Raw genomic sequence first — 25425 nt, forward strand, 5'->3', positions numbered from 1 at the left:
CGGATGTATCCCGTCATCACGGCCTCGGTACCCCTGCTCGAACCACCGGGCTGGGCGATCGCCGAGCGCGAGCTCTTTGCCCTGCTCGACCGGGCGTGGCGCCGGTTCGCCCGCGACTTCACCGGCCCGGACGGACGGCTGGCCTACGAAGGCGAGCTCACCACCCGCGACGGCGTCGACGACTTCTACGAAACGTTCTTCAACTGGCCTCAGCTCTACCTGCTCGGCGGCGCCGGCGACCTGCTCGCCGAGTCCGAGCGGCACTGGGAGGGCGTCACCCGGCAGCTGACCGAACTCGGCATGCTGCACGACGAGTACGAACGCGGCTACGACTGGTTCCACCAGGGCGAAAGCCTGCTGCTGCTGTACTTCCTGTGCATGGCCGCGCCCGAGCGGTGGCGCGAGCGCGCCCTGCGGTTCGCGGAGCTCTACGTCGACCCCGCCCACGGCAACTACGACCCCGCGCACCGCATCATCCGCCGTCCCCACAACGGCAGCGACCCGGCGCGCGACGGCCTCTTCGACGGCGGCTCGTACCCGTGGCTGCCCCGGGAAGCCGAGACGTACGGCTTCCCGCTGGAGTGGCTGCTGCCCCCGGACGCCGAGGAACCGCCGCGGGAGCGCGACCCGCGGCTCGGCGAGCAGATGCGGCGCCGGACGGGCACCGGCGACACCGCGGTCAACCTGGCCGCCTCCGGGCTCGTCTTCAACGCGCTGCTGCTGTCCGGCGACCAGCGCTACCGCGACTGGCTCGCCGAATACGTCGGCGCCTGGCGGGACCGCGCCGCGGCCAACAACGGCATCCTCCCCGACAACGTCGCGCCCGACGGCACCGTGGGCGGGCTGCTGGAGGGCCGCTGGTACGGCGGGCACTACGGCTGGTCGTGGCCGCACGGCTGGTACAGCGTCGGGCACGCGGCCGTCGTCGCCGCGTTGTCGGCCGCGCTCGCCACCGGCGACGAGACGTTCACCGACCTGGTGCGCCCGGCACTGGACGAACTCATCGGCCACGGCAAGGTGATGGCCTTCACCGAAGCCGACTCCAGTCTCGGCTCCAAGTGGTCGGTGCAGCTGCGCGAAGACGTCGACACCCCGACACTGCACGTTCCCTTCCGGTACGACGACCGGGGCTGGTTCGACTACAACCCGATGCTGATGGGTGTCCCGGTCGCGCTCTGGCACCACACGGCCGCAGCCGAAGACCGCGAACGCCTCGAGCGGCTGCGCGCGGCCGGCGGCCACGACTGGCGGACCGTGCGGCCGTTCCGCAGCAAGGAGGAGGCCGGGCACGAAGAGCCGTGGTTCGCCTACCTGGCCGGGGACAACCCGGACTACCCGGAGCGCATCCTGGCCGCCGCCCAGGCCCAGGTGCGGCACCGGCTGACCCGCATGGAGCGCTACCGCGACCGGGACGTCTCCGAGGCCGACATCCACCTCTGGCAGCAGTCCAACCCCGTCGTCACCGAGGCGCTGGTCCAGCTCACCTGGGGTGGTCCGCAGGTGGTCTACAACGGCGGGCTGCAGCAGGCCCGCGTCCGGTACCACGACGCGGACGCGCGGCGCCCCGGCCTGCCCCCGTCGGTGGCGGCGCTGGTGTCCGGCATCGACCCCGAGTCGACCGTGGTCGAGCTGGTCAACCTCGACCCGGAGGCACCGCGGTCGGTGATCGTCCAGGCCGGGGCGTTCGCCGAGCACCACATCCGCGGCGCGACGTTCACCGTGTGCGACGACCCGTCCTGGATCGGCGGCCTCTACGACTACGGCCACCGCGAACCGGTCGTGACGACCGCGTCGATCGACCTCGACGGTCCGTGGCTGCGCGTGGACCTGCCGCGGTCCACCCGGATCCGCCTGACCCTGCGGCTCGCCCTGCGGGCCCGCACGCCGTCCTACGCGACCCCGTTCGACGAGTGTGACGCATGAAACGAGGACCACTCGGCGACACCGGGCTGGAGGTCTCCGAACTCGGGTTCGGCGCGGCCCCGCTGGGCCGGCTGCCGCGCGGCGGCGAGCAACGCGGCATCGACGCCGTCCACACCGCACTCGAACTCGGCATCACCTTCTTCGACGTCTCCCCGTTCTACGGGAACGCGGAAGCCGTGCTGGGCAAGGCGTTGCGCGGTGTCGAGCGCTCGGACTACGTGCTCGGCACCAAAGCCGGCCGGTACGGCGAAGCCGACTTCGACTTCAGCGCCGGCCGGGTCACCCGCAGCGTGCACGAAAGCCTCGACCGGCTGGGCACCGATCACCTCGACCTCGTGCAATGCCACGACGTCGAGTTCGGCGACCTCGACCAGGTCGTGCACGAAACGATTCCCGCCCTGCGGGCCTTGCAGGAGACCGGCCTGATCGGTGCCGTCGGCGTGACCGGCTTTCCCTTGCCCGCGCTCGCTCACGTCGTCGAACGCACCCAGGTCGACACGATCATCTCCTACTGCCAGTACACGCTGCAGAACCGGCGGCTCGCCGCGTGGCGGGACCGGTTCGCGCGCCACGGCACCGCCGTGATCACCGCGTCCCCGCTGTCGATGGGGGCCCTCACCAACCGCGGGGCGCCGTCCTGGCACCCCGCACCGGAAGACATCCTCCGGCGGTGCGCGGAGGCCGCCGCGTTGTGCCGGGACCGGGGCGAAGAACTCGCGCGGGTCGCCCTCCAGTTCGCGGTGAACACCGGCGGTTTCGCCTCGACGCTGGTCGGTGCGGCCGACCCGGAGGAGGTGCGCCGGGACGTCCGCTGGCTCACCGAGCCGGTCGACGACGACCTGCTGCGCGCCGTCGAGGAGTGCCTCGAGCCGGTCCGCGACCGCTCGTGGCCCAGCGGCCGACCAGAAAACCAGGACCCGGGAGGAACGGCGTGACCGCGGTCCTCGACTCCCACGTGCACTTCTGGGACCCGCGGCAGCTGCGCTACCCGTGGCTCGACGACGTCGACCGGCTGAACCGGCCGTTCACCCCGGACGACTTTCCCGCCCGGCACGACGTCATCGTGGTCGAGGCGGGGCGGACCCCGGCGGACGCTGCCGCCGAGATCGCGTGGATCCGGCGCGAAGCGCAGCGGCACCCGTGGATCCGCGGAATCGTCGCGCACGCCGACCTCGAGCAGCCGGAGGAGGCGAGCCGGTTCGCCGGCGACCCGTTCGTGGTCGGCGTCCGGCGCAACGTGCAGGACGAAGCTCCGGGCTTCCTCGAGGGCAAGGACTTCCGCGCGGGCGTCCGGCTGCTGGGGGAGACGGGGCTTCCGTTCGACGCCTGCGTCCGCGCGCACCAGCTGCCCGAACTGACCGCACTGGCCGAAGCCTGCCCGCGGACCACCATCGTCCTGGACCACCTCGGCAAACCGTCGCCCGGCGGGCCCGGGTACGACCGGTGGCGCCAGGACCTGCGGCGGCTCGCCCGGCACGGCAACGTGCGGTGCAAGCTGTCCGGCCTGGCCACGGAGACCGTTCCGGGCACTGCCCGCTCGCAGGTGGTCGACGCCCTGAAGGAAGCCCTCGACGCGTTCGGGCCCGGCCGGTGCCTGTACGGCAGCGACTGGCCCGTGATGACCCTGGCCACCGACCACGAGGCGTGGCTGGACGCCGTCCACACCGCGCTCGACGGTCACCCCGCCGAAGCCGTTCTCCGCCACAACGCCGAGAAGACCTACCTCGCACGCGCTGCCCTCGGGCAAGCAGGACGAAAGGACCCGGAATGACTGCCCCACCGCAGAACCCGCCCACCCGGCGGGTCGCCTACTCCGGCCGCCGGAGCCTGGTCGTCGAGGCGGCGGATCCCGTGGCCCCGCCACCCGGCCACGTCCGGATCGACGTGGCCTACACCGGGATCTGCGGCACCGACCTGCACATCTACCACGGAGACATGGACAGCCGCGTCCACCCGCCCGGCGTGCTGGGCCACGAAATGTCCGGGCGGGTCGCGGAGGCCGGTGCCGGCGTCGAAGGCTGGCGGCCGGGCGATCCCGTGACGGTCATGCCCTTGCGGTGGTGCGGCGAGTGCCCGGCCTGCCGGGCCGGCCACACCCACATCTGCCACCGCCTGGTGTTCCTCGGCATCGACGCGCCGGGGGCGATGCAGAGCAGCTGGACCGTCCCCGCCGAAACCCTGGTGCGGCTGCCGTACGACCTCCGGCTCGACCACGCCGCGCTGGTCGAGCCCGTCGCGGTGGCCGTGCACGACGTCCGCCGGGCCGCCCTGAAGTCGGGCGAGCGGGCCTTGGTGGTCGGTGGCGGCCCGATCGGCCTGCTCATCGCCCTCGTCGCCCGCCGGTCCGGCGCGGTCGTCCTGCTGGCCGAGCCGGACCCGTTCCGCCGCTCGGTCGCGGAAGGGCTGAGCCTGACCGCGCTCGACCCGCGTGCCGAACACTTCGCCGAAACCGTCGACCAGTGGACCGGCGGGGCCGGCGCGGCGGTGGCTTTCGAGGTGTCCGGGGCCGAAGCTGGCGTGGCGACGGCGATCGGCGCTCTGGCCACGCGAGGCCGGCTGGTCCAGGTCGCCATCCACCCGGCGCCCCGGCCAGTGGACCTCCACCGGTTCTTCTGGCGTGAACTGACGCTGGTCGGCGCCCGCCTGTACGACCGCGACGACTTCACCGCCGCGGTCGGGCTCCTCGGCGAAGGCGCGATCCCGGCCGACGCCCTGATTTCGCGGACCGAACCCCTCGACCGGGCCGGCGAGGCCTTCGCGGCCCTCGAATCCGGCGCGGGCGTGATGAAGGTCCTCATCGACTGCGGCGCTTCCGGGGAGGCACGATGACCCCGCCTTCCCCGTTCGACCTCACCGGCCGGCTGGCGGTGGTCACCGGCGCGCGCCGCGGGATCGGCCTCGGCATCGCCGAAGCGCTGGCCGCCGCCGGCGCGGACATCGTGGCCGTCAGCGCCCAGCAGGAGCCTTCGGGCAGCGAGGTCGCAAAGCGCGTCACCGCGCTCGGCCGCACCTGCACCGCGCTGAGCGCCGACTTCGCCGACCGGGCCGCCGTCGCGGAGCTGGCGGACACCCTCGCGGATCTCGGGCGCCCGGTCGACATCCTCGTCAACAACGCGGGCACCATCGCCCGGGCCCCGGCCGCCGAACACCCCGACGCCGACTGGGACCGCGTCCTCACCGTCGACCTCTCCAGCCAGTTCACCCTCACCCGGGAGGTCGGCCGACGCATGCTCGAGCGCGGCCGGGGCAAGATCGTGTTCACCGCTTCGCTCTTGAGTTTTCAAGGCGGCATCAACGTTCCCGGGTACGCCGCGGCGAAATCGGGCATCGCCGGACTCACCCGCGCTTTGGCCAACGAATGGGCGGGACGCGGCGTGAACGTCAACGCGATCGTCCCCGGCTACGTCGAAACCGACAACACCCGGGCGCTGCGAGCGGATCCCGGCCGCTTCGCCGCGATCCTCGACCGCATCCCGGCCGGCCGCTGGGCGCGGCCCGAGGACTTCGGCGGCATCGCCGTCTTCCTGGCGTCGGCGGCGTCGGACTACGTGCACGGCGCACTGGTCCCCGTCGACGGCGGCTGGCTGGGCCGCTGAGGCCGCTTCCCGTTTCCCCACCGCAGGATCCTCAAGGAGGATGAGCATGCGTCACCCCGTCAAGAAGGTGCTGGCGGCGCTGGCCGTCACCACCGCCGCCGCGGCACTGACCGCCGTCCCGGCACAGGCAGCCGGGATCCCCGCCTTCACGATCGTCGTGGCTCCCCACGGCGGCGATACCTTGCAGCACGCCCAGAAGCTCGCCCGCACGCTGTCGGCGCGCGCGGACGTCCACGTCGAACTCGCGGGCGGCACGTACCGGCTGAGCGCCCCGCTGAAGTTCACCGGCGAAGACTCCGGCCGCAACGGCCACACCATCACCTGGCAGGCCCGCGCCGGCCAGCGGCCGGTCCTGTCCGGGGGCCAGGCGGTGACGGGCTGGCAGCTGCACGACCCGGCGGCGAACATCTTCGTCGCCGACGTGCCGAAGGGAGCCGATTCGCGGCAGCTCTACATCGACGGCGCGTCGGCTCCCCGGGCCGCGATCACCATCGCGCGCACCGACGTCCAGGTCACCGGCACCGGCCTGACGATCGTCAACCCGGCGTTGAGCTACCTGGCTTCCCTGCCCGCCCAGGACCGCATCGAGGTGGAGAGCCAGAACTCCTTCACCGACCGGTACGCGCCGGTGCAGAGCATTGCCGGCACCACCATCACCATGCAGCAACCGGCCTGGAACAACAACAACTGGGGCTACGACACCCTCGCGCGGCCCTTCGCGGGCGGGACGCTGCTGCTGGAGAACTCGTACGCCTTCCTGCAGACCGGGCAGTGGTACCTCGACCCGGCCGCCGGGAAGCTGTACTACAAAGCCGCACCGGGACAGTCCCCGGCGGGTAAGGACGTGGAGCTGCCGCGCCTGACGTCGTTGCTCCAGGTGAGCGGAACCTACGACCGCCCGGTCCGCAACCTCGCCTTCCGCGGCCTGAGCTTCGAGCACACGACCTGGCTCGAGCCCGGCACGCCGATCGGTTACGCCGACCAGCAAAGCGGCGCGTTCCTCGCCTCGGCCTTCCCCCAGCCCGCCGACTTCTTGACGTCCTGCCAGATCGGCTGCCCGCAGTTCGAAGCGGCCCGCAACAGCTGGCACCAGGTCCCCGCGGCCGTCCAGGTCTCGGCCGCGGACACCATTTCGTTCGAGGGCAACACGTTCGCCCACCTGGGCCAGGTCGGCCTCGGCATCGGCAACGACGCGAACGCCCACGCCGGCGGCGTCGGGCTCGGCGCGTCCGGCATCACCGTCCGGCGCAACACCTTCACCGACGACGCCGGCTCCGGCATCGTGGTCGGCGGCGTGCAGCCCGATGCGCACCACCCGGGCAACCCGGCGATGACCACCAAGAACGTCACCATCACCGACAACCTCGTCACGAACGTGGCGCGGGACTACAAGGACATGGCCGGGATCCTGAGCACCTACGTCACCCACGCGGTCATCGAGCACAACGAGGTGTCCGACCTCGCCTACGACGGCATCGACGTCGGCTGGGGCTGGGGCGCCAACGACCCCGGTGGCAGCCAGGACTACCGCAACCGCGGCCTGTACGCCTACCAGCCCGTGTACACGACGCCGACCACGCTGAAGGACACCGTCGTCCGCTACAACCTGGTGCACGGCACGAAGAAGGTCTTCCACGACGGGGGCAGCATCTACAACCTCTCCGCCAACCCCGGCGCGGTGATCGACCGGAACTACATCTACGACAACCACACCACCGTGGGCCTGTACCTGGACGAAGGATCGCGGTACGTGAGCCTGTCGGGCAACGTGATCCAGGACGCCGGAGTCTGGGCGTTCACGAATGCGAGCAGCACCAACAACACCAACGACAACACGTTCACCGGCAACTGGTACAACACGGGCGCCACCCAGGTCGCGACCGGAGCGCCGCACAACAACGTCCTCGACGGCAACGTCAAGATCACCGACGGGAGCTGGCCAGCTGCCGCGCAGGACGTGATGCGCAACGCGGGCATCTCGCCGCGCCAGCGCCCGGAGCGGTAGTCCGCGATCACGTCATCGGGTGGTCGTCCCCAGGTCGAAGATCCTCGCCGCGTTGCCTCCGAGGTACCGGCGGGTCGTCTCCGCGTCGAGTTTCAGGCTGTCCAAGTGTTCCAGGCACCGTTGCGGGGTGAGCATGGGCCAGTTGGTGCCGAACAAGACCCGGTCACGTCCCCGGCCGCGCAGGTAGTCGATCAGCGTGGCGGGCACGCGATGGGCGGCGTAGGCGGACGTGTCGACGTAGAAGTTCGGGTACTTCGTGGCAAGGGAGACGACCTCGTCGAGCCACGGGTGGCCGACGTGCCCGCCCACGACGACGAGGTCGGGGAAGTCCAGCAGTACGTTGTCCAGGTAGGGGATGGGGCGACCGGGCTCGGAGGGGCACAGCGGGCCGGTGTGACCGATCTGGGTGCACACCGGCACGCCGAGTTCCACGCAGGCGGCGTACAGCGGGTAGTAGCGGCGGTCGTCCGGGGGCAGGTTCCACAGCCAGGGGACGACGCGGAGTGCGACGAACCCGAGTTCGAGCACGGCCCGCTTGAGTTCGCGGATCGCGGCGACCGGGTGGGACAGGTCGACCGCGGCCACGCCGTGGAAGCGGTCGGGGGCCTGGGCCACGGTGGCGGCGACTTCGTCATTGCCGATCAGCACACCGGAAGGGCCCCACCAGCCGCAGATCAGCGCGCGGTCCACCCCGGCCGCGTCGTAGGCGGAAAGCATGTCTTCGACGGACGCCGGGGTGAGATCCGGCGACCGGCGCTCCACTACCGCTTTGTCCTGCGGAGGCGGAGGATCATGAGCAGCAGTCCGCCGAGGACGGTGAGTGACGTCCCGAGCCACACCAGCGGGCCGAACAGCGGGCTGACTCCGGTGCCGGCCAGGCCGGACGTGGTGCCGTAAGTCTCATCGCCACCGTTGGTGCCGCTGGCGGTCCAGCTCGTGCCGAGGCCCGCACCGGGGGAGCCGCTCGTCGTTTCGCCGCCGGTAGCGGATGTCACGGCCGTGGTGGTCGCCGTGCTCGTGTCGGTGTCCGAAGTGGATGGTGCGGTGGTGCCGGTGTCCGACGTGGATGGTGCGGTGGTGCCGGTGTCCGACGTGGATGGTGCGGTGGTGCCGGTGTCCGACGTGGATGGCGTTGTGGTGTCGGTGCCCGGGGAAGTCGTCGTCTCGTCGGTGGTCGGCGGCGGAGTGCAGCCAGGGGTGGTGAACGTGTTGTCGTCCAGGGAGACCTGGCCGTTGCGGGCCAGGGCGCGCCCGGCGACGACGGTGCCGGTCGTCACGGTGATCGAGGTCAACGCCATGATCGTGCCGACGAACTTCGAATGGGTGCCCAGCGTCGCCGAGCTGCCGACCTGCCAGAACACGTTGCACGCCTGAGCTCCGTTGATCAGGTTCACGGTGCTCGCGGAAGCCGTGATCAAGGTGGAGGCGACCTGGAAGATCCAGACGGTGCCGGAGGTGCCCTGGCCGTCCAGGGTCAGGGTCCCGCCGAGGGCGAGCGGCCCGCTGGACTTGTAGACGCCCCCGACCAGTGTCCGGCCGACGAGGTCACCCGCGACGTTCGCGGTGGGCGCGCGGCCGGCGGCGTCGTCGTAGGCGACGACGAGATCGGACTGGGCTTGGCCGGCCACGGCATCACCCGCGTGCGTGGCACCGGCGGCCGTGCCGGGTGGGAACCCGGTGATGGCGGTACCGGGCCAGACACCGAGGTCCCTGTCCAGGGTGCTCGGACCGGTGTTGGTCACCGTCTGCCCGCCCAGCACGGAATAGGACCCCGCGGTGCCGAGCCCGACGGGCGCTTCGGCGGCCACGGCCTGCGGTGCCCCGATCACCAGCCCCAGGGCCAGAGTGCTCACGGCCGCGCACAGACCTGCGACCGCACTGCTCCGGCGCCGGGTCCGGACCGGAAGTGTTCTGCTGGAATGGCCTTTCACGGGTGTTTCCTCCACCGACTCGGCAATCGAAGCCGGCGAGGTCCGGGCCGGGAAGTACGTTCCATCGGAGCACTGGTCCTGCGCCACTTACCCGATTCGGTGAACGCTAGACCGGCCCGAAGCGCTTTACCAGGGAACATCGAATTGTCAACACGAAAGGGGAAGATTGCGCGTCGAGGAAACGCCGAGTGCCGGCCTGGTTTTGTTCCTGGCCGCTGCGAGTGCGGGCGACGGAGCGCCGCGAAACGTTGTCGGAGACGCCCTAGTCCGGCGGCGTGGCACCGGGATGAGCCAGCAGCCCGTCCAGCAGCAGGCTGATCAACCGGGTGGCCAGTTCGCGTTGGTGCTCGTGTCCGCTGATGAGGGTGATGCCGCCGAGCGCCATCAGCACGTCGGACGGCGAGACGTCTGCGCGGAAGTCTCCTGAGGACGTACCGGCGTCGAGTAGTTCGGTGACGGCGCCCGCGAGCGCTTCCCGGCTGTGCAAGCGAAGCCCGTCGCGGGTCGCCAGGATCGCCGGCAGCGCGTCGGCCATGCCCTGTTTGGTGAGCATGTAGTCGACGAACCGCTCCATCCACGTGCGCAGGGCGTCGACCGGTGAGAGTTCGCCGAGAAGCTTCGATGCGGAGTCGCACAGAAGGTCGGTCCTGCTCCGGTAGGTGGCCTCGATCAGGTCCTCGCGGGTGGGGAACCGGCGGTAGAGCGTGGCGATGCCGACTCCCGCCTCGGCGGCGATCGCCTTCATCGAGGTGTCGGCGCCCTCGCGTGCGAACACCTGCGCGGCGACCTCCAGGAGGCGGTTGTAGTTGGCCTGGGCATCGGCGCGAAGCGAGCGTGACATGGTCCTCCTCCTTGCAAGTGGATGCGCATCCACTTATGCTCGGAAGGTAAGCGGATGCGACTCCACTTACATCTTAGAGGAAGACTTCCAAGAGAAGGACAGGACAATGGCAGAACGCATCACCACGCCCTTCGGCGCGCAGTCGACCGCCGATGAGGTGATCGCGGGCGTCGACCTCACCGGACGTCGGGCGATCGTCACGGGCGGAGCCGGCGGCCTGGGCCGCGAGACCGCGCGAGCGCTGGCGTCGGCCGGGGCGGAAGTCACCGTCGCGGCACGCGACCTCGACGCGGCCACGCGGGCCGTGCGGGAGATCGGCGCGGCGACCGGCAACCCGGACGTCCACGCGGCCCGGCTGGACCTCGCCGACCTCACGTCCGTCGCCGGGTTCGTCGAGAACTGGACAGGTCCGCTGCACATCCTGGTCGACAACGCGGGCGTCATGGCGAGTCCCGAGCAGCGCACGCCCGAGGGCCGCGAGCTCCAGTTCGCCACGAACCACCTCGGGCACTTCGCGCTCACCGTGGGCCTGCACGACGCGCTCGAGGCCGCCGGGGACGCCCGTGTCGTGGTGCTGAGCTCCGTCGGGCACGTCAACGGTCCCGTCCGCTTCGACGACCTCGACTTCACCCAGGAGCCCTACGACCCGTGGCTCGCCTACGCGCAGTCCAAAACGGCCAACATCCTCTTCGCGGTCGAAGCGGCCAAGCGGTGGGCCGGTGACGGCATCACGGTGAACGCGCTCAACCCCGGCCGGATCTGGGAGACCGGCCTGGGCCGGCACATCGACGCCCCGCCGCCGACCTTCGACCCTTCGGGCCAGACCGGCGTCTCGGAGAAGAACATCGCCCAGGGGGCCGCGACCTCGGTGCTGCTCGCCGCGTCCCCGCTCGTCGAGGGCGTCACGGGCACCTATTTCGAGGACTGCCGGCAGGCTGAGCCGTTCACGCCCGGCGTCCGCCGAGGTGTCGCGGACTACGCCCTCGACCCCGGCAACGCGCACCGGCTGTGGGACCTCTCGGTCGAGCTGACCGGGGTCGGCAAGTGAGCCCGGAACTCGTGGGGACACGCGCCTTCGTCACGGGCGGCGGCACCGGCATCGGCCGGACCGGCGCTCGCGGATGATCACGGAGGACGCCATGTGGTGGTGATGGAGTGGTCCCCGAGAACACGGGGAACAAGGGCGGCCTCGTGGCTGTCCGGCATTCGTCCAAGGAGGAAACGATGCAGATCCACGAGCTCGGCCATGTCGTTCTTTTCGTCAAGAGCCTTCAGCGTTCCGCGCACTTCTACCGGGATGTGCTGGGCTTCCGCGCCCTGGAGACGCCTGAGCGGATGCGAGTTCAGGTGATGGCGTTCTCGACCGCGGCAACGGCCCCCGCGCCGGGCTCTACCACATCGGGCTGAAAGTCGGCGACAGCGACGAGGAACTCGTAGCCGAGATCTACATCGACGTCGCCGGCTCCGACTGGTCGGACGTGGATCAGGTGCTCGCCGCGACCCGCCCGCTGCGGCTGTAGCCCGGCCGGGAATACGGCGGCCCCGCTCCCTGTCGGGGTGGCGTGAAGACATTTCCGCGGATCGGCAGCATCGTGTTGCCGCTGAAGAGTCTCGGGAGAAAACGCATGAATGGCACAGTGCAGACACTCGATTTGTCCGCTCTGAAGATTCACATCTACACGCCGCCGGAGGACGGGTTCCGCGTCAACTCCACGATCTTCGAGCTGGCCGACCGGCTCATCGTCGTGGACGGGCAGATCTTCGAGCGGTTCGCTCGCAGGTCGGCGACGTGATCGAGGGGCTGGGCAAGCCGATCGACCGGTTCGTGCTGACCCACAACCACCCCGACCACTTCTCCGGGTTCGAGCACCTCACGCAGCGCTTCCCGGGCGTTCAGCTCGCGGCGCTGGCCTCGGTCCGTGCCTACCTGCTCCGGCTCGGGCAGCAGGTGCTGGACGTCCGCAGGGGAATCTTCGGTGCCGGGATCGCGGCGCACGTGGTGGTTCCCGACGCCGTGGTCGTGCCGGGCGAGCTGGTGATCAGCGGAGTGCGCTTCCTGTTCCAGGAGTTCACCGACGCGGAGGCGGAACACACGCTGACGATCACGTTGCCCGAGCACGGCGTCGCACTGGTCTCCGACCTCGTCGGCGGCGCGGGGGACCACCTGTTCACCGTGCAGCCGCACTTCGAGGGATGGATCGCGGTGCTGGAGAAGATCCGCCTCGACACCGCCAAGTTCGGGCTGAAGACCCTCATCGTCGGGCACGGCGCCCCGGTGGGCCCCGAAGCGCTGCCCGCGAACATCGAATACCTGAAGGCCGCCAGGAACGCCTACGACGCGTCCGCGAAGGCCGATGACTTCGTCGCCGCGATCGGTGCCAGCCTGCCCGAGCGCACGCCCGACGCCTGGGTGAACTGGTCGAGCCAGATGCTCTACGGCCACGTCGCCCCGTGATCGGCACGGCACGTTCCCGACCCTGTCGGTCACAGCTCTGGCGAAGAAGGTAGTCGACATGCTCACTTTTGATCTCGCGCTGCGGATGGCCGCCACCGTGCTGGCCGAAGGCGAACGCCGTGGCAGCGCTCCGCTCACCGTCGCCGTCCTGGACGCGGGCGGGCACCAGGTCGTCCTCCACCGGCAGGACGGCGCCGGGATCGCCCGTCCCCAGATCGCGATCGGCAAGGCGTGGGGGGCGCTGGGCGTCGGCTTCAGCTCGCGCGGCATCGCCGACGCGGCCGCTCGCTTTCCCGCGTTCTTCGACGCGCTGGCGGTGGCCTCCGACGGACGGGTCATCCCGGCGGCGGGCGGAGTCCTGCTGCGCGCTCCCGGCCAGGGCGTGGTGGGGCGATCGGGGTCAGCGGCGACAATTCGGACGTGGACGAAGCCTGCGCCATCGTGGCAGCGCGCGAAGCAGGGCTGGAGGGGGAATAAACGCAGCTGCCCGCTTGTCGGCGACGGAGAGCGAAAGGGGTGAGGGTGTGGCGAACCCAGCGGTGGGATCGGGCGAGTCCGCGTACACCGTCGAGGCGGTGGGCTACCGGCCGGAACTGTTCTCCGCGGCGTACCGGATGACGCACAATCCGTCCGACGCCGAAGATCTGGTCCAGGAGACCTACCTCAAGGCGCACAAGAACTGCGAAAGCTTCCAGGGCACTCATCTGCGGGCCTGGCTGAACCGCATCCTCGCGAACACGTTCATCAACGCCTACCACTCGCGCCGCCGCCGGCCCGAGGTCCTGGGGCTCGAGACGCACGACGCCTGGCTCGAGGCCGACCAGGCCGGCGTAGCCTCCGGGATAGGACGGGATCCGGCCGACGTGGTGGTTGCCGCGTTGCCCGATGACGCGTTGAAGGCGGCCCTGGTGTCGTTGCCGCCTCCGTTCCGCGGCGTTGTTCTGCTGGCCGATGTCGAAGGGTATTCCTACAAGGAGATCGCCCGGATCCTGCAAGTGCCGATCGGTACGGTGATGAGCAGGCTCAGCCGCGGCCGCCGGGCACTGCGGGAGGCGATCGAGGCGACCCGGGACCGGACCATCGTCTGATACGGCGGGCCAGGGGCGTGTCTCCTGATTATTTGACCTCTCGGGCCGAGGATGGGCAAATGGTGCGCGCTGAGGGGTTCTCCGATGAGTTGGGGGCGTTGATCGAGCCGGTGTGGCCCAGTCCTGGTGTGCGGGCGGGTCGCCCTTGGAACGATCATCGTTTGACGCTTGAAGGGATCTTGTGGCGGTATCGGGTCGGTGCCCCCGTGGACGGGATGTGCCGGCGGACTTCGGGGCCTGCCAGTCCCCATGGACGCGTCCCCGACTATGGCGTCAACGTGCTGATCGACTCCGCACTACGTCAGCCCGATCATGGTGTGGGGTGACGTGGCACGGCCGACAGCTCGGGTATTGACGTTGCTCGAGTTATTGCAGTCCGGTGGCACCCGTACCTCTGCTGAGCTGGCCGAGCGGCTGAACGTGGATGGACGCACGGTGCGCCGCTACGTGGAGCACCTGCGTGCCCTCGGCATTCCGGTGGATTCCGTGCGTGGTCGTTACGGCGGTTACCGACTGGCGCGCCACTACCGGATGCCTCCGTTGATGCTCACCGACGAGGAAGCACTTGCGGTCGTCTGGGGGCTTCTGCTGACGGGCCGGTCGGGGTCTGGTCCGGCTTCGATCGGTGACGTGGAGGCCGCCACCTCGAAGGTGCGCCGGGTACTGCCCCCGGCCCTGGCACGACAGATTGACGCAGTGGTCGAAACCGTGAATTTCACCCGCGATCGGATCGGCGAGGCAGAGCGCACCGGGGGTGGCGAGGAGGCAAGCGCGAGAGTGCTTCTTGGACTGGCGCAGGCGGCGAGGGACCGGCGACCGATTGCCTTCGACTACCTGCCGCGGCACGGACGTGCACGGTTACGCACCGTTCATCCGCACGGCATCGTTGTCATGCACGGGCTGCTCTACCTCACCGGCCACGACGTCGGGCGCCAGGCGGAGCGGACGTTCCGCCTGGACCGCATCGCCGGCCTGCGCCTGCTGGAGGGCACGTTCGAGGTGCCGGATGACCTGAACCCGGTGCAGCGGGTTGCGGGCCCGCTCGCGGCGGGTCCCGGGCGCCATGAGGTGTCAGTGCTCGTCGACGCTGACGCAATGCATGTGCGAGCGTTGTTCCCGGAGACGCTGGCGTCGGTCGAACCGGTAGCCGGCGTCGCCGGAAATGGTCACTGGCTGAGAATTTTCGTACGTGCGGAACGTTTGGAATGGGTCGCGGGAAGATTGGCCGCCCTCGATCGACCGTTCGTCATCGAGCAGCCGAGAGCTTTGCACGGGGTCGTTGCTGCGCTGGGACAGAAGCTGATCGCCGCGGCGATCGTCGATCCCAGCGGCGACCCAAGCTAGGACCGTGTGGCTCGGCCTGCGTCCGGCATCTTGGGTGTCCGGTTCTGCTGCAGTTGCAGCGCCTGCGGCGTGACCGGCGTGTAGAGGTTGATGAGTGACCCTTCGGGGTCGCGGATCAGAACAGACATGTTGCCCCAGGGCATCATCGTCGGCGCCTGCACGATGTCGAGGTCATCGCCGAGTTCGGTCTTCATGAGGGTAAGCAGGGATTCGACGTCCTCCACGACGAACTCGACGATGGCGGTGCGGTTGGCGGCCGCTCGCGGTGGGTTGTCCGTGATGAAAGCGACCCGCTCCGGCGTGCTGAGCGCGAATGTCGCGGACGGTGTCACCAGCTCGACGAAGTCGTCAGTCAGGTACTGCGGGGTGGCGCCGGTGAGGACCTCGTAGAAGCGGACGAGTTGCGGTAGGTCGTCGGTGATCACGCGGACGGAGGCCAGTTGGACGGTGTTCGTTGTCATGATCATGACGCTATCCTGAATACCGGACAGAACCTGTCCGGATTAGTGCCCAGGGCGGCATCGCCCCAGCCCTCACCGCGGGAAGACGGCTCCTCCGTATCCTGGACGGCGAGGCAACGCGCCGCGGCGGAGGAAATACATGTTCGTGCGCACGTCCACGATCGAAACTGTGCCGCAGGACGAGGTGACGGTGTCGACCTACCGGGACGCCGCGCTCGGGCCGATCACCATCGGCGAGGTCGCGTTCCACGAGGAGCTGCGGCTCGAGACCGACGACGTCGGCACCGGGTTCTACGTCCACCTGCCGATCACCGGCCGGTTCGAGTCCCGGCACCGCGGCGTCGACATGATCGTCAACAGCCAGTCCTCGGCGGTGTACCTGCCCGGCGGCGGGGAGTTCGCCGGGCGGTGGCCGGTCGGCTATCGCGCCCTGTGCGTGCGGATCGACCTGCCGGCCGTGGAGACCGCACTGGCTCGCCTGCTCGGCGACCGCACCTCGAGCCGGGTCACCTTCGACCCCGTCATGAACACCCGGGACGGCTACGGCCGCAGCTGGGCCGACCTGCTGTTCTCCGTCAACCGGCAGCTTTCGCTCCCGGGTGGGCTGCTGTCCCAGCCGCTGGTCGCGGCGCCGCTGGCGGAGAGCATGCTCAACGGCTTCGTCCTCGCGGCGTCGCACTCCCACGCCGACGCGCTCGCCGGTCCCGTCGTCGCCGCGCGGCCGGCGTCGGTGCGCGCCGCCATCGACCTCATCGAATCGGACCCGCAGGCGCCGCTCACGCTGACCCTGCTGGCGACGCGGTGCGGGGTCGGTCCGCGCACCCTGCAGAAAGGGTTCCAGCAGCACCTCGGGATGTCGCCGATGGAATACGTGCGCGACGTCCGGCTGCGCCGGGCGCACGAGGAACTGCGCGCCGCCGACCCGGCCGCCGAGTCGGTCGCCGACGTGGCCCGCCGCTGGGGCTTCACCCACCTCGGCCGGTTCGCCGCCGCGCACGAGGCCAAATACGGCCAGAAACCGCTGCGTACGCTTCGCGGATAACCGAATTCGCATTCTGGACAGTTTCCACTGGTGCGCCGTTGTTCCTGTTAGCGTTCGAATCACGGAATTCGTACGGAACCATTCAGGAAAGCGACCCATGAGCAACGAACCCCTTGCCGACGTGCGCGACATGTACCTGGCGCACACCATGTTCCGCCGGGAGATCGGCCTCGCACCGGCGCTGATCCGCGGCGTCGCCGACGGAGATCTCGAGCGCGCCGCGGTCGTCGCCGACCACGTCCGGCTCGTGGACACCGTGCTGCATCACCACCACGCCAGCGAGGACGAACACCTCTGGCACCGGCTGCTCGACCGGGCCGGCGCCGACGCCGAGCCCGTCGTGCGGGCCATGGAGGACCAGCACGAGGGCATCGACGCGCTGCTGGGCGAGGTCCGCGCGGAGCTGGCGTCTTGGCGTGAAAGTGCCGACCCGGCACGGGGCGCGGCGCTCGCCGAATCGGTGACCCGGCTGCACGAGCGGCTCGTCGAGCACCTCTCCGTCGAGGAGGAGAAAGCGCTTCCCCTCATCGAGAAGCACATCACCGCCGCCGAATGGGGGCAGCTGGTCGCCGCCGGCGCGGCCGACGTCGCCCCGGAGCAGATGCCGCTGATGTTCGGGCTGATGGCCTACGAGGCCGACCCGGGCACGGTGCGGGACATCGTCGCGTCCCTGCCGCCCGAGGTCGGCGCGGTCATCGGAGACCTGGCCTCCCAAGCCTTCGCGGCGCACGCCGAGCGGGTGCACGGCACCGCCACCCCCGAGCGCATCGGAGCGGCACGGTGACCACCCACGACCTCAGCTTCGGGGCCCTGCTCGAACCGCCCGCCGATCGCCCGCAGGACGTCGTCGCGCTGGCCGAGCTGATGGAAGAACTCGGGTACGACGTGGTCACCTTGTCCGACCACCCGTACTGGCCGGAGCGGCTGGACACGATCGCGCTGCTGTCGGCGATCGTGGCCCGGACGACGCGGATCACGGTGCTGCCGAATCTGCTCAACCTCCCGCTGCGCCCGCCCGCCGTGCTGGCCCGCACCGCGGCGACCCTGGACGTCCTCAGCGGCGGCCGGTTCGAACTCGGTCTCGGCACCGGCGCCCAGCAGATGTGGGACGACATCGTCGCGGAAGGCGGGCCGCGGCGCACGGCCGGGCAGTCGGTCGAGACGCTCGAAGAAGCCGTCCACGTCATCCGTGCCCTGTGGACGGCCAAGACCGACGTCGAATTCGCGGGCAAGCACTACCAGCTGGGCGGGGTCAAGCCCGGCCCGGCACCGCTGCACGAGATGGGCATCTGGTTCGGCGCCTACCAGCCACGGATGCTGCGCCTGACCGGGGCCATCGCCGACGGGTGGATCCCGAGTTCGCCGTTCTTCCCGCCGGAAGCCCTGCCGGCCGCCAACCAGGTCATCGACCAGGCCGCGCTGGCCGCCGGCCGTTCACCGGCGAGCATTCGCCGCGGGTACAACATCGAAGGCCGGTTCGACGCCGGTACCGGGTTCCTGCAGGGGGCACCCGAGGTGTGGGCGGACCAGCTCGCCGAGGTGGCGCTGACCCACCGGATCGACACGTTCTTCCTCTACCGCGCCGACTCGGCGGACGTCCTCCGCCGGTTCGCCGCCGAGGTCGTACCCGCGGTCCGCGAACGCGTGGTCAAAGCCTGACTCGAAGGCGCGGCTGCCCGGGCTCGGCGGCAAAGGGGGGCGTCGCCGCCGAGCCGGACCGGCCGGTCAGTCCCAGGCGGACTCGGAAACCTCGCGCCACTTCGCGTCGGAGTCGGCCAGGGCCGCGGCGGCCTGGTCCCAGTACCGCACGGCGTCCTTGCCGAGCAGGAGGCGCACCGGAGCGTCATCGCGGCCGGCCAACTCGGCGATGATCGTCGCAATGCGCGCCGGGTCGGCCGCGTTCGCCTTCGCGGTCTCGGGGTCGGCAGTGCGCAGCATGGCGGCGAACGCGCCGACGGTCTGCCGGTACGGCTCGCTGATCGGTGGCACGGTCATCGACGAACCGGCCCAGTCGGTCCGCATCCCGCCGGGTTCGAGGACCGTCACCTTGACGCCGAACGGCGCGACTTCCTGGGCCAGCACGGTGGAAAAGCCGCCGACGGCCCACTTGGCGCTCTGGTACGCGGCCAGGCCGGCGGAGCCGATCCGGCCACCCAGCGACGAGACCTGGAAGAGGTGCCCGGCACCCTGCTCGCGCAGGATCGGAAGCACGGCCTTGGAAACCTGGACGACGCCGTAGAAGTTCGCGTCGATCTGCGCGCGGAAGTCGTCGAGGGTCACGTCTTCGACGGCGGCGAGGTCGCCGTAGCCGGCGTTGTTGACCACGACGTCGTAGCGGCCGAACCTGGTCAGGCCCTGCTCGACGGCTTTCCGCACGTCGTCGTTGTCGGTGACGTCCAGCGTCACCGGGAGGATCCGGTCACCGTGGGCGGAGACGAGGTCGTCGAGCTGCTCGGGCTTGCGAGCGGTGGCGACCACCTGATCGCCGGCGCGCAGGGCGTTGTCGACGATCGCGCGGCCCAGGCCCCGAGAACTGCCGGTGACGAACCAGACCTTGGACATGTTTCTTCCCTTCAGGAAGCTGAGGAGACGCTTGATCATCTTTTTGGGTACCGGAGGTCCCTTACTGATTCGTCGTTAAGGTACCGGTGGTCCCGTGTCAATGGACTGGCGGTACCTTAAGATGGGCGGATGACGTTCCAGCGTGCCCGCAGCGAAGGGGCCCGGGAGATCCGCCGCCAGGCGATCCTGGACACCGCGGCAGAGATGCTCGACCGGATGCCGGTCAGCGACGTCACCCTCAACGACCTCAGCCGCCGCAGCAACCTCGCCAAGTCCGCGATCCTCAAGTACTTCGAATCGCGGGAAGCGATCCTCCTGGAACTGCTGGACCGAGCCTGGCGACGGTGGACCGCCGACCTCGGCCGCCACCTCGCCGAGCGGCCGAGTGAAGAGACGGCCGCCGAACGCCGTGGTGCCGAGCTGGCCACCATGCTCAGTCAGACGCTCGCCGGCCATCCCCAGCTGTGCGAACTGCTCAGCGCGCAAGCCGGCGTCCTGGAGCACAACGTCTCAGCCGACGTCGCCAGCCGCTACAAGAAGGCCGCGTTCGCCAGTGTCGCGGCCTTGGCCGAACTGGTGCGCGGCCGCCTGCCCGAGCTGGGGGACAGCGCCGGGCGGCTCTGCGGTGAGATCATCATGGCCACCGGCGCCGTCTGGACGCATTCCCGGCCGTCCGCCGGCATGCTCGCCGCTTACGAGGCCGATCCCGAGCTGGCCGAGCACCGCATGTCCTTCGCGCCCACTTTGGAGCACATGATCGCCGTGCTGATCGCCGGGACGCTCAGCATGACTTCGCAGCCGCCCGGCTAGGCGCGCCCCGGGACGGGTCCTCCGGCGCGGCCGGTGCCGAGCCGCGGCTTCAGCGGGTTTCCGGCCGCCGGCTGCCGTCGAGGAAGAGGCCGGCGGCAGCCGCGCTGGCTTCTTCGAGTCCGAGCAGCTTGTGGCGGGTCAGTTTGACCGCGCTGAGGGCGGCTCCGCTGAGGAATTCGCAGAGCGTTTCGACCGAGAGATCATTCCGCAGCGCGCCGCTGTCGATGCCCCGGGCCAGCACTTCGTTGACCGGACCGGCGAACTGCGGGAACACCGCCTTGACCCGCCCGCGGTCACTGAGCAGGACGGCATAGCGGTCGCCGACCGCCACCACCGCGCGCATGATCCGCCCGATCGCGTCTTCGACGCTCGCTCGCGCGAGGCCGGCGTCCTCGAGCCGGCGGACCAGGTCGGCGCCCGCGTCGGTGACGAGGGCGTCGAGCAGGGCTTCGCGGTTCGCGTAGTAGCGGTACAGCGTGGCGCGGCTGACGCCCGCCGCCGCGGCGACCGCACCCAGTCCGGCCGTGCCTTCCTCCTCGGAGAACACGCGGGCGGCGGCATCGAGGATGGCGGCGGACGTGCGGTCGAAACGCGGCGATGCGCCGTCCTGGGTGGGACCGGTCATGGCTGCATCGTAGACAGCCGCGCAGCACTGTGAGACACCACTGTCTAGACAGTGGTGTCTCATCTCAATACAGTGATGTCCTATCAATAGTCATCGGTGTATCGAAGGAGCTCAAGGTGACACGTGTTCTGGTGACCGGGGGCAGCGGGTTCGTCGGCGCCCACTGCCTGGTTCAACTGCTGGCCGCCGGCCACGAAGCCGCCACCACGGTCCGGGATCCGGCCCGCGCGGACGAGGTGCGCGCCATGCTGCGCCAAGGGGGCGCCGGGGCGAAAGCCGACCAGCTGGAGGTGTTCCCGGCCGACCTCACCGCCGACGCGGGCTGGGCGGAGGCGGTGGCCGGCTGTGACTACGTTCTGCACGTCGCCTCGCCTTACCCCGCGGTCATGCCCAAGGACGAGAACGAACTGATCGTGCCCGCCCGGGACGGCGCGGTGCGCGTGCTGCGAGCAGCGCGCGACGCGGGCGTCAAGCGGGTGGTGCTGACCTCGTCCTTCGCCGCGATCGGTTACGGCCAGCACGGGCACGCCGGCACGTACACGGAAGAGAACTGGAGTGACCTTCACGACCCGGACGTGCAGCCGTACCAGAAGTCGAAGACGCTCGCGGAGCGGGCGGCCTGGGACTTCGTCGCCCGCGAAGGCGGCGGGCTGGAGCTGGCCGTCGTCAATCCGGTCGGCGTCATGGGGCCCGTGCTGGGGCCGGACTACTCGACCTCGATCCAGCTGGTGAAACGTCTGCTCGACGGCGCCCTGCCCGGGTGTCCCGACGTCTCCTTCGGCATCGTCGACGTGCGGGACGTGGCCGACCTCCACCTGAAGGCCATGACCGACCCGGCGGCCGGTGGCGAACGTTTCCTCGCCACCAGCGGGGATTTCCTGAGCGCCCGTGAGATCGCCCTGGCCCTGAAGAACGGCGCGGGTGACGCCGCCCGCAGAGTGCCCACCCGGGCGATCCCGAACTGGCTCGTCCGGGCGGTGGCCCTGGTCGATCCCGCGGCCCGGCAGCTCGTCCCGGAGCTCGGCAGGCGTCGGAACGCCTCGGGCGACAAGGCAAGCCGGCTGCTCGGCTGGCAGCCGAGGAGTCCGCAGGAGGCGCTCGTCGCGTCCGCCCACAGCCTGGCGGAGCAGGGGCTCTTGCGGCGGCCGTCCCGGGCCGCCGGGAACTGAACGGCCCCTTCGGACGACCACTGTTCTCGGACACGTCGGCGAGGGCGAGGAGAGCTTCCGTGAAGGCACCGCGCAGGATGGCTTTGGCCGCCGTCGTGCTGTTCGGGCTGTCGGCCTGCGGCAGCGCCGATCCGAGCCGGCCGGCCGAACCGCCTTCGTCGGCGCCGCCCAGCTCGATGACGGTGAGCGGAACTCCGCAATGCCCCGAGCCGCCGGGGTTTCCCGCGTCTCCGCAGCGGGTGGTCACCATGGACGGCGGCGCGGCGGCGGTCCTGGAACGGCTGGGCGTCGCCGACCGGATCGTCGGCACCGCCGCTCCGGACTTCTTCAAGGCTTTCACCGGAGACGAGGCGGCGAAGCTGGCGAAGATCAAGGTGCTCGACCCGGGCCAAGGCAACGCCGAAGCCGTGATCGCGGCGAAGCCCGACCTCGTGGTCGGCATTTCCCGCTTCAGCTTCGGCGGGTTCGACGGCACCCCGAGCGTCGATCAGCTGGCCAAGGCCGGGGCGAAGGCGCTGGTCGCGTGCGATACCGCGCCGGGCGCCGCGGTGCGGGACCTGTCCGCGACGACGACGTTCATCCAGCAGGCCGCGAAGGTCTTCGGCGTCGAGCAGCGCGGCGCCGAGCTGGTCGCGCGGATCACCGCGTCGGTCGACGAGGCGAAAGGCGCCTCGGGCAAGCGGGTTCTCGCTTTGTCGACCCCGCCGGCGGCCGGGCAGCCGGTGCGGGCCCAGGGAGGCACGGGCCTGGCCAACGGGGTCATCACCTTGGCCGGGGGGAAGAACATCGCCGAGGACGTGATGCAGGACTTCGCGAGCCTGAGCGCCGAGCAGGTCGTCAAGCGGGACCCGCAGGCGATCGTCGTCATCTCCGGCTTCGCCCCGGGCAGCGACGACGATCTGCTGAACGCGATCCGCAGCAGCCCGGTGCTCGCCGGCACGACGGCGGTCAAGGAAAGCCGGTTCGCCGTGGTGCCGCAGAGCATCCTGCTCTCGCCGAGCGTGCTCAACGGCGACGCGGTCGCGAAGATCGCCGAAGCACTCCGCAAGTGACCGTGCGCCTGCGACACCCATCCCGGGGAAGTGGCCTGCTGGGCGGGAGCCCGATCGCGGTGGTCCTCGTGGTGCTCGCCGCGGCGCTGGTGGCCTCGGCCCTGGTCGCCGTCGGTCTCGGGCCGGTGGCGATCACGCCCGGCGAGGTGACGTCCATCGTGGGCGCGCGCTTGACCGGCGGTGGTTCGCCCGGGCCGTTCGACTTCATCGTGTGGGACTTGCGCATGCCGCGGGTCCTGCAGGGGGTGTTCGTCGGCGCCGGACTGGGCGTCGCCGGGCTGCTGACGCAGGCGATGGTCCGCAACCCCCTGGGCGAGCCGTTCATCCTCGGGCTCACCTCAGGGGCGGGCGTCGGCGCGGTGCTGGTCTTGACCACGCTCGGCGCCGGCGTCGCCGGGCTGCTCACGGTGCCGCTGGCCGCGTTCGGCGGCGCGGTCGTCGCCGCTCTGGTGGTGTTCGGGTTTTCGCGCTCCGCGGGCCGGATCCAGGCCGGGCGGATGGTGATGACCGGGATCGCGGTCGGGCAGCTGCTGTCCGGGGTCATCTCGTTCCTGGTGCTGCGGACCAATGACGTCGACGCACAGCAGCAGATCCTGTTCTGGCTCCTCGGCAGCCTGGCCGGCGCGCAGTGGCCGCTCGCGCTGACGTGCGCGGCCGTGGTGCTGGTGCTGGTCGTCGTCTCGGCCGCTGGTGCGGGCCGGCTCAACCTGCTGGTGCTCGGCGACGACGGGGCGGCGTCGCTCGGGCTCGATGCCGCCCGCGCGCGGGCCGTGCTGCTCGTCATCGTGGCGCTGGTGATCGGGACCGTCGTCGCCGTCTCCGGCAGCATCGGGTTCATCGGCCTGATCGTGCCCAACCTGACCCGGCTGCTCGTCGGCGCCGACCACCGCCGCGCCCTCCCGGTCACCGCGTTGCTCGGCGGTTTGCTGATCGTCTGGGCCGACACCGCTGCCCGGTTGCTGCTCGCGCCGACCGAACTGCCCATCGGCATCCTCACGGCGGCCATCGGGGTGCCGCTGTTCCTGGTGATCCTGCGCCGCAGCGCGGCGGGAACGGTGGGACTGTCGTGAAAGTGGTCTTCGACGGCGTTTCCGCCGGCTACACCGGAGTTCCCGCGGTCGACGACGTCACGCTGACCATCGCGAAGGGTGAGTTCGTCGCCGTCGTCGGCCCGAACGGCAGCGGGAAGTCCACTTTGCTCAAGACCGTCTACCGGGCGCTGCAGCCCCGTGCCGGGGTGGTGCGGCTCGGCGGTGAGGACGTGTGGACGGCCCGGCACCGCGACGTGGCTCGCCGGGTCGGCGTGCTGGGGCAGGACCAAGCCGGCGGTTACGACTTCACCGCGCGGGAGGCGGTACGGCTCGGCCGCTATCCGCACCTGGGCGCGTTCGACCGGCTGACCGCGTCCGACGAGGTGGTCGTGGCGGAAGCGCTGGAACGCACGGGCGCCGCGGAGTTCGCGGACCGCCCTCTGTCCACATTGTCCGGTGGGGAGCGGCAGCGGGTGCTGCTGGCCCGGGCCTTGGCGCAGCAGCCGGAGCTGCTGGTGCTGGACGAACCCACCAACCACCTGGATCCGGCGCACCAGATTTCGGCGCTGGGCCTGGTCGCCTCGCTCGGCGTCACGGTCGTGGCGGCGCTGCACACGCTGGACCTCGCCGCCCGGTACGCCACGACGATCGTCGCCTTGAAAGCGGGCACGATCGCCGCGGCGGGACCACCGGCGGAAGTGCTCACCCGGGACGTCTTCCGAGAGGTGTTCGACGTGGACGGCAGTGTCGTGCCCGATCCGGTGGACGGGCGACCGCGAGTGCTGCTGCGCGAGCGCCGCTAAGCCGAACCGGTGCCGCGCGCGAACGGATCCCACGCGGGGTCGGTGTGCACCTCGAGTTCGAGGAATTCGGTGACGTCCTGGGCGACTTCGGCGCCGTGCAGGTGCTCGATGAGCGCCGCGGTCATGTCCATCCCCGCGGCCACGCCGGAGGACGTCCACCGGTTCCGGTCCTCGACCCACCGGGCCTGCCGCACCCAGTCGACGTTCTTCCCCTGGGTGGTGACCCAGTCGAACGCGCGCTTGTTGGACGTCGCGCGGTAGCCGTCGAGCAGGCCCGCGGCCGCGAGCACCGCCGAGCCCGTGCACACGGAGGTGATGAGCGAGGCCCGGGCCGCGTAGCCGGCCAGCCAGCTGAGGAACGACTCGTCCCGGACGAGCGTCCTGGTGCCGCGGCCACCGGGAACCAGCACGATGTCGGGGTCCGGGGCGGTCTCCCGGCGGTCGGTCACCGACACCGCGAACCCGGGGGAGCCGGCCACCGGGCCGTCGTCCGGACCGATGAACCGGACTTCGAACAGTTCCCGGGCGGCGCCCAGCAGGTCGACCGGGCCGAACACGTCCAGCAACTGGAAACCGTCGAACAAGATCACGCTGACGCGCCGCTTCGCCATGGTCACAACCCATCCACGAGAGTGTGCAGCGGTGAGACCCGCGTTCCAGTGGTCGGCCCGGTGCCGGGGAAAGTTC

28 protein-coding genes are annotated in these 25425 nt (G+C 70.6%); 21 read left to right on the forward strand and 7 right to left on the reverse strand.

Annotation, left to right across the window (positions count from 1 at the left end; translation table 11 throughout):
• The first annotated feature begins 3 nt into the window (after positions 1-3).
• From AB0M83_RS07135 to AB0M83_RS07160, 6 genes are read left to right on the forward strand one after another with little or no spacing between them, the layout of a single operon-like run.
• Positions 4-1923, forward strand: a complete 1920-nt coding sequence (locus tag AB0M83_RS07135) for a hypothetical protein (RefSeq protein WP_364513717.1) — start codon at positions 4-6, stop codon at positions 1921-1923.
• Positions 1920-2858 (forward strand): aldo/keto reductase, encoded by a 939-nt coding sequence (locus AB0M83_RS07140; protein ID WP_364513720.1) that lies wholly within the window; start codon positions 1920-1922, stop codon positions 2856-2858. The genes AB0M83_RS07135 and AB0M83_RS07140 overlap by 4 nt, the downstream gene beginning before the upstream one ends.
• Positions 2855-3694, forward strand: a complete 840-nt coding sequence (locus AB0M83_RS07145) for an amidohydrolase family protein (protein WP_364513723.1) — start codon at positions 2855-2857, stop codon at positions 3692-3694. Before AB0M83_RS07140 ends, AB0M83_RS07145 begins: the two co-directional genes overlap by 4 nt.
• Positions 3691-4752 (forward strand): alcohol dehydrogenase catalytic domain-containing protein, encoded by a 1062-nt coding sequence (locus tag AB0M83_RS07150; protein WP_364513726.1) that lies wholly within the window; start codon positions 3691-3693, stop codon positions 4750-4752. Before AB0M83_RS07145 ends, AB0M83_RS07150 begins: the two co-directional genes overlap by 4 nt.
• Positions 4749-5519 (forward strand): SDR family oxidoreductase, encoded by a 771-nt coding sequence (locus AB0M83_RS07155; protein WP_364513729.1) that lies wholly within the window; start codon positions 4749-4751, stop codon positions 5517-5519. The genes AB0M83_RS07150 and AB0M83_RS07155 overlap by 4 nt, the downstream gene beginning before the upstream one ends.
• A gap of 46 nt (positions 5520-5565) precedes the next feature.
• The gene (locus tag AB0M83_RS07160; RefSeq protein WP_364513732.1) at positions 5566-7524 is read left to right on the forward strand and encodes a right-handed parallel beta-helix repeat-containing protein; all 1959 of its coding nucleotides are present in this window, start codon (positions 5566-5568) and stop codon (positions 7522-7524) included.
• A 12-nt stretch (positions 7525-7536) separates the two neighbouring features.
• On the opposite strand, the gene AB0M83_RS07165 is transcribed toward AB0M83_RS07160, so the two are convergent.
• From AB0M83_RS07165 to AB0M83_RS07175, 3 genes are all read right to left on the reverse strand, one after another.
• Positions 7537-8286: an amidohydrolase family protein gene (locus AB0M83_RS07165; protein ID WP_364513735.1), complete on the reverse strand. Its 750-nt coding sequence runs from the start codon at positions 8284-8286 to the stop codon at positions 7537-7539.
• Positions 8286-9377, reverse strand: a complete 1092-nt coding sequence (locus AB0M83_RS07170; RefSeq protein WP_364513737.1) for an ice-binding family protein — start codon at positions 9375-9377, stop codon at positions 8286-8288. Before AB0M83_RS07170 ends, AB0M83_RS07165 begins: the two co-directional genes overlap by 1 nt.
• Positions 9378-9717: 340 nt before the next feature.
• Positions 9718-10296, reverse strand: a complete 579-nt coding sequence (locus AB0M83_RS07175) for a helix-turn-helix domain-containing protein (RefSeq protein WP_364513740.1) — start codon at positions 10294-10296, stop codon at positions 9718-9720.
• 106 nt (positions 10297-10402) lie between these two features.
• On the opposite strand from AB0M83_RS07175, the gene AB0M83_RS07180 reads away from it, so the two are divergent.
• The 7 genes from AB0M83_RS07180 to AB0M83_RS07210 all read left to right on the forward strand — a co-directional run bounded on the left by AB0M83_RS07180 (position 10403) and on the right by AB0M83_RS07210 (position 15183).
• A complete protein-coding gene (locus tag AB0M83_RS07180) occupies positions 10403-11344 on the forward strand; it encodes an SDR family NAD(P)-dependent oxidoreductase (RefSeq protein ID WP_364513743.1) in 942 nt (313 codons plus the stop codon).
• 176 nt (positions 11345-11520) lie between these two features.
• Complete coding sequence (locus AB0M83_RS07185) at positions 11521-11703, forward strand: VOC family protein (RefSeq protein WP_364513746.1); 183 nt, start codon at positions 11521-11523, stop codon at positions 11701-11703.
• 155 nt (positions 11704-11858) lie between these two features.
• A complete protein-coding gene (locus AB0M83_RS07190; RefSeq protein WP_364513749.1) occupies positions 11859-12089 on the forward strand; it encodes a hypothetical protein in 231 nt (76 codons plus the stop codon).
• Positions 12086-12751 (forward strand): MBL fold metallo-hydrolase, encoded by a 666-nt coding sequence (locus AB0M83_RS07195; RefSeq protein WP_364513752.1) that lies wholly within the window; start codon positions 12086-12088, stop codon positions 12749-12751. Before AB0M83_RS07190 ends, AB0M83_RS07195 begins: the two co-directional genes overlap by 4 nt.
• 58 nt (positions 12752-12809) lie before the next feature.
• The gene (locus AB0M83_RS07200) at positions 12810-13271 is read left to right on the forward strand and encodes a heme-binding protein (protein ID WP_364513755.1); all 462 of its coding nucleotides are present in this window, start codon (positions 12810-12812) and stop codon (positions 13269-13271) included.
• Positions 13272-13290: 19 nt separating this feature from the next.
• Positions 13291-13839: a sigma-70 family RNA polymerase sigma factor gene (locus AB0M83_RS07205; RefSeq protein ID WP_364513758.1), complete on the forward strand. Its 549-nt coding sequence runs from the start codon at positions 13291-13293 to the stop codon at positions 13837-13839.
• Positions 13840-14190: 351 nt separating this feature from the next.
• Positions 14191-15183 carry a WYL domain-containing protein gene (locus AB0M83_RS07210; RefSeq protein WP_364513761.1) on the forward strand — a complete coding sequence of 331 codons (993 nt, stop codon included), beginning with the start codon at positions 14191-14193 and terminating at the stop codon, positions 15181-15183.
• Here the strand turns inward: AB0M83_RS07210 and AB0M83_RS07215 are convergent.
• Positions 15180-15644, reverse strand: a complete 465-nt coding sequence (locus AB0M83_RS07215) for a VOC family protein (protein WP_364513764.1) — start codon at positions 15642-15644, stop codon at positions 15180-15182. The two genes, AB0M83_RS07210 and AB0M83_RS07215, sit on opposite strands and share 4 nt — an antisense overlap.
• 139 nt (positions 15645-15783) lie before the next feature.
• Between AB0M83_RS07215 and AB0M83_RS07220 the strand changes: the two genes are divergently transcribed.
• From AB0M83_RS07220 to AB0M83_RS07230, 3 genes are all read left to right on the forward strand, one after another.
• A complete protein-coding gene (locus AB0M83_RS07220; protein WP_364513766.1) occupies positions 15784-16686 on the forward strand; it encodes an AraC family transcriptional regulator in 903 nt (300 codons plus the stop codon).
• 97 nt (positions 16687-16783) lie between these two features.
• Complete coding sequence (locus AB0M83_RS07225) at positions 16784-17470, forward strand: hemerythrin domain-containing protein (RefSeq protein ID WP_364513769.1); 687 nt, start codon at positions 16784-16786, stop codon at positions 17468-17470.
• Positions 17467-18345, forward strand: coding sequence for an LLM class flavin-dependent oxidoreductase (locus AB0M83_RS07230; RefSeq protein WP_364513772.1), 879 nt, complete (start codon positions 17467-17469; stop codon positions 18343-18345). Before AB0M83_RS07225 ends, AB0M83_RS07230 begins: the two co-directional genes overlap by 4 nt.
• Positions 18346-18411: 66 nt before the next feature.
• Here the strand turns inward: AB0M83_RS07230 and AB0M83_RS07235 are convergent, their stop codons facing one another.
• Positions 18412-19248 carry an SDR family NAD(P)-dependent oxidoreductase gene (locus tag AB0M83_RS07235; RefSeq protein WP_364513775.1) on the reverse strand — a complete coding sequence of 279 codons (837 nt, stop codon included), beginning with the start codon at positions 19246-19248 and terminating at the stop codon, positions 18412-18414.
• 129 nt (positions 19249-19377) lie between these two features.
• Here AB0M83_RS07235 and AB0M83_RS07240 point away from each other — a divergent pair, with 129 nt between their 5' ends.
• A complete protein-coding gene (locus AB0M83_RS07240; protein WP_364513778.1) occupies positions 19378-20058 on the forward strand; it encodes a TetR family transcriptional regulator in 681 nt (226 codons plus the stop codon).
• Positions 20059-20107: 49 nt separating this feature from the next.
• On the opposite strand, the gene AB0M83_RS07245 is transcribed toward AB0M83_RS07240, so the two are convergent.
• Entirely contained in the window at positions 20108-20683 is a 576-nt protein-coding gene (locus tag AB0M83_RS07245) for a TetR/AcrR family transcriptional regulator (RefSeq protein WP_364513781.1), read from the reverse strand.
• A 116-nt stretch (positions 20684-20799) separates the two neighbouring features.
• Here AB0M83_RS07245 and AB0M83_RS07250 point away from each other — a divergent pair, with 116 nt between their 5' ends.
• The 4 genes from AB0M83_RS07250 to AB0M83_RS07265 are packed head-to-tail and all read left to right on the forward strand — an operon-like array spanning position 20800 to position 24738.
• Positions 20800-21852 carry an aldehyde reductase gene (locus AB0M83_RS07250; protein WP_364513784.1) on the forward strand — a complete coding sequence of 351 codons (1053 nt, stop codon included), beginning with the start codon at positions 20800-20802 and terminating at the stop codon, positions 21850-21852.
• A gap of 59 nt (positions 21853-21911) precedes the next feature.
• The gene (locus tag AB0M83_RS07255; protein WP_364513786.1) at positions 21912-22904 is read left to right on the forward strand and encodes an ABC transporter substrate-binding protein; all 993 of its coding nucleotides are present in this window, start codon (positions 21912-21914) and stop codon (positions 22902-22904) included.
• Positions 22901-23974: an iron ABC transporter permease gene (locus AB0M83_RS07260; RefSeq protein WP_364513789.1), complete on the forward strand. Its 1074-nt coding sequence runs from the start codon at positions 22901-22903 to the stop codon at positions 23972-23974. Before AB0M83_RS07255 ends, AB0M83_RS07260 begins: the two co-directional genes overlap by 4 nt.
• Positions 23971-24738, forward strand: coding sequence for an ABC transporter ATP-binding protein (locus AB0M83_RS07265; RefSeq protein ID WP_364513792.1), 768 nt, complete (start codon positions 23971-23973; stop codon positions 24736-24738). The genes AB0M83_RS07260 and AB0M83_RS07265 overlap by 4 nt, the downstream gene beginning before the upstream one ends.
• On the opposite strand, the gene AB0M83_RS07270 is transcribed toward AB0M83_RS07265, so the two are convergent.
• Positions 24735-25349, reverse strand: coding sequence for a DJ-1/PfpI family protein (locus AB0M83_RS07270; RefSeq protein ID WP_364513795.1), 615 nt, complete (start codon positions 25347-25349; stop codon positions 24735-24737). The two genes, AB0M83_RS07265 and AB0M83_RS07270, sit on opposite strands and share 4 nt — an antisense overlap.
• Positions 25350-25425 lie beyond the last annotated feature (76 nt).

The organism is Amycolatopsis sp. NPDC051106 (assembly GCF_040682775.1).
In the GTDB taxonomy this organism is placed as follows: Bacteria; Actinomycetota; Actinomycetes; order Mycobacteriales; family Pseudonocardiaceae; genus Amycolatopsis.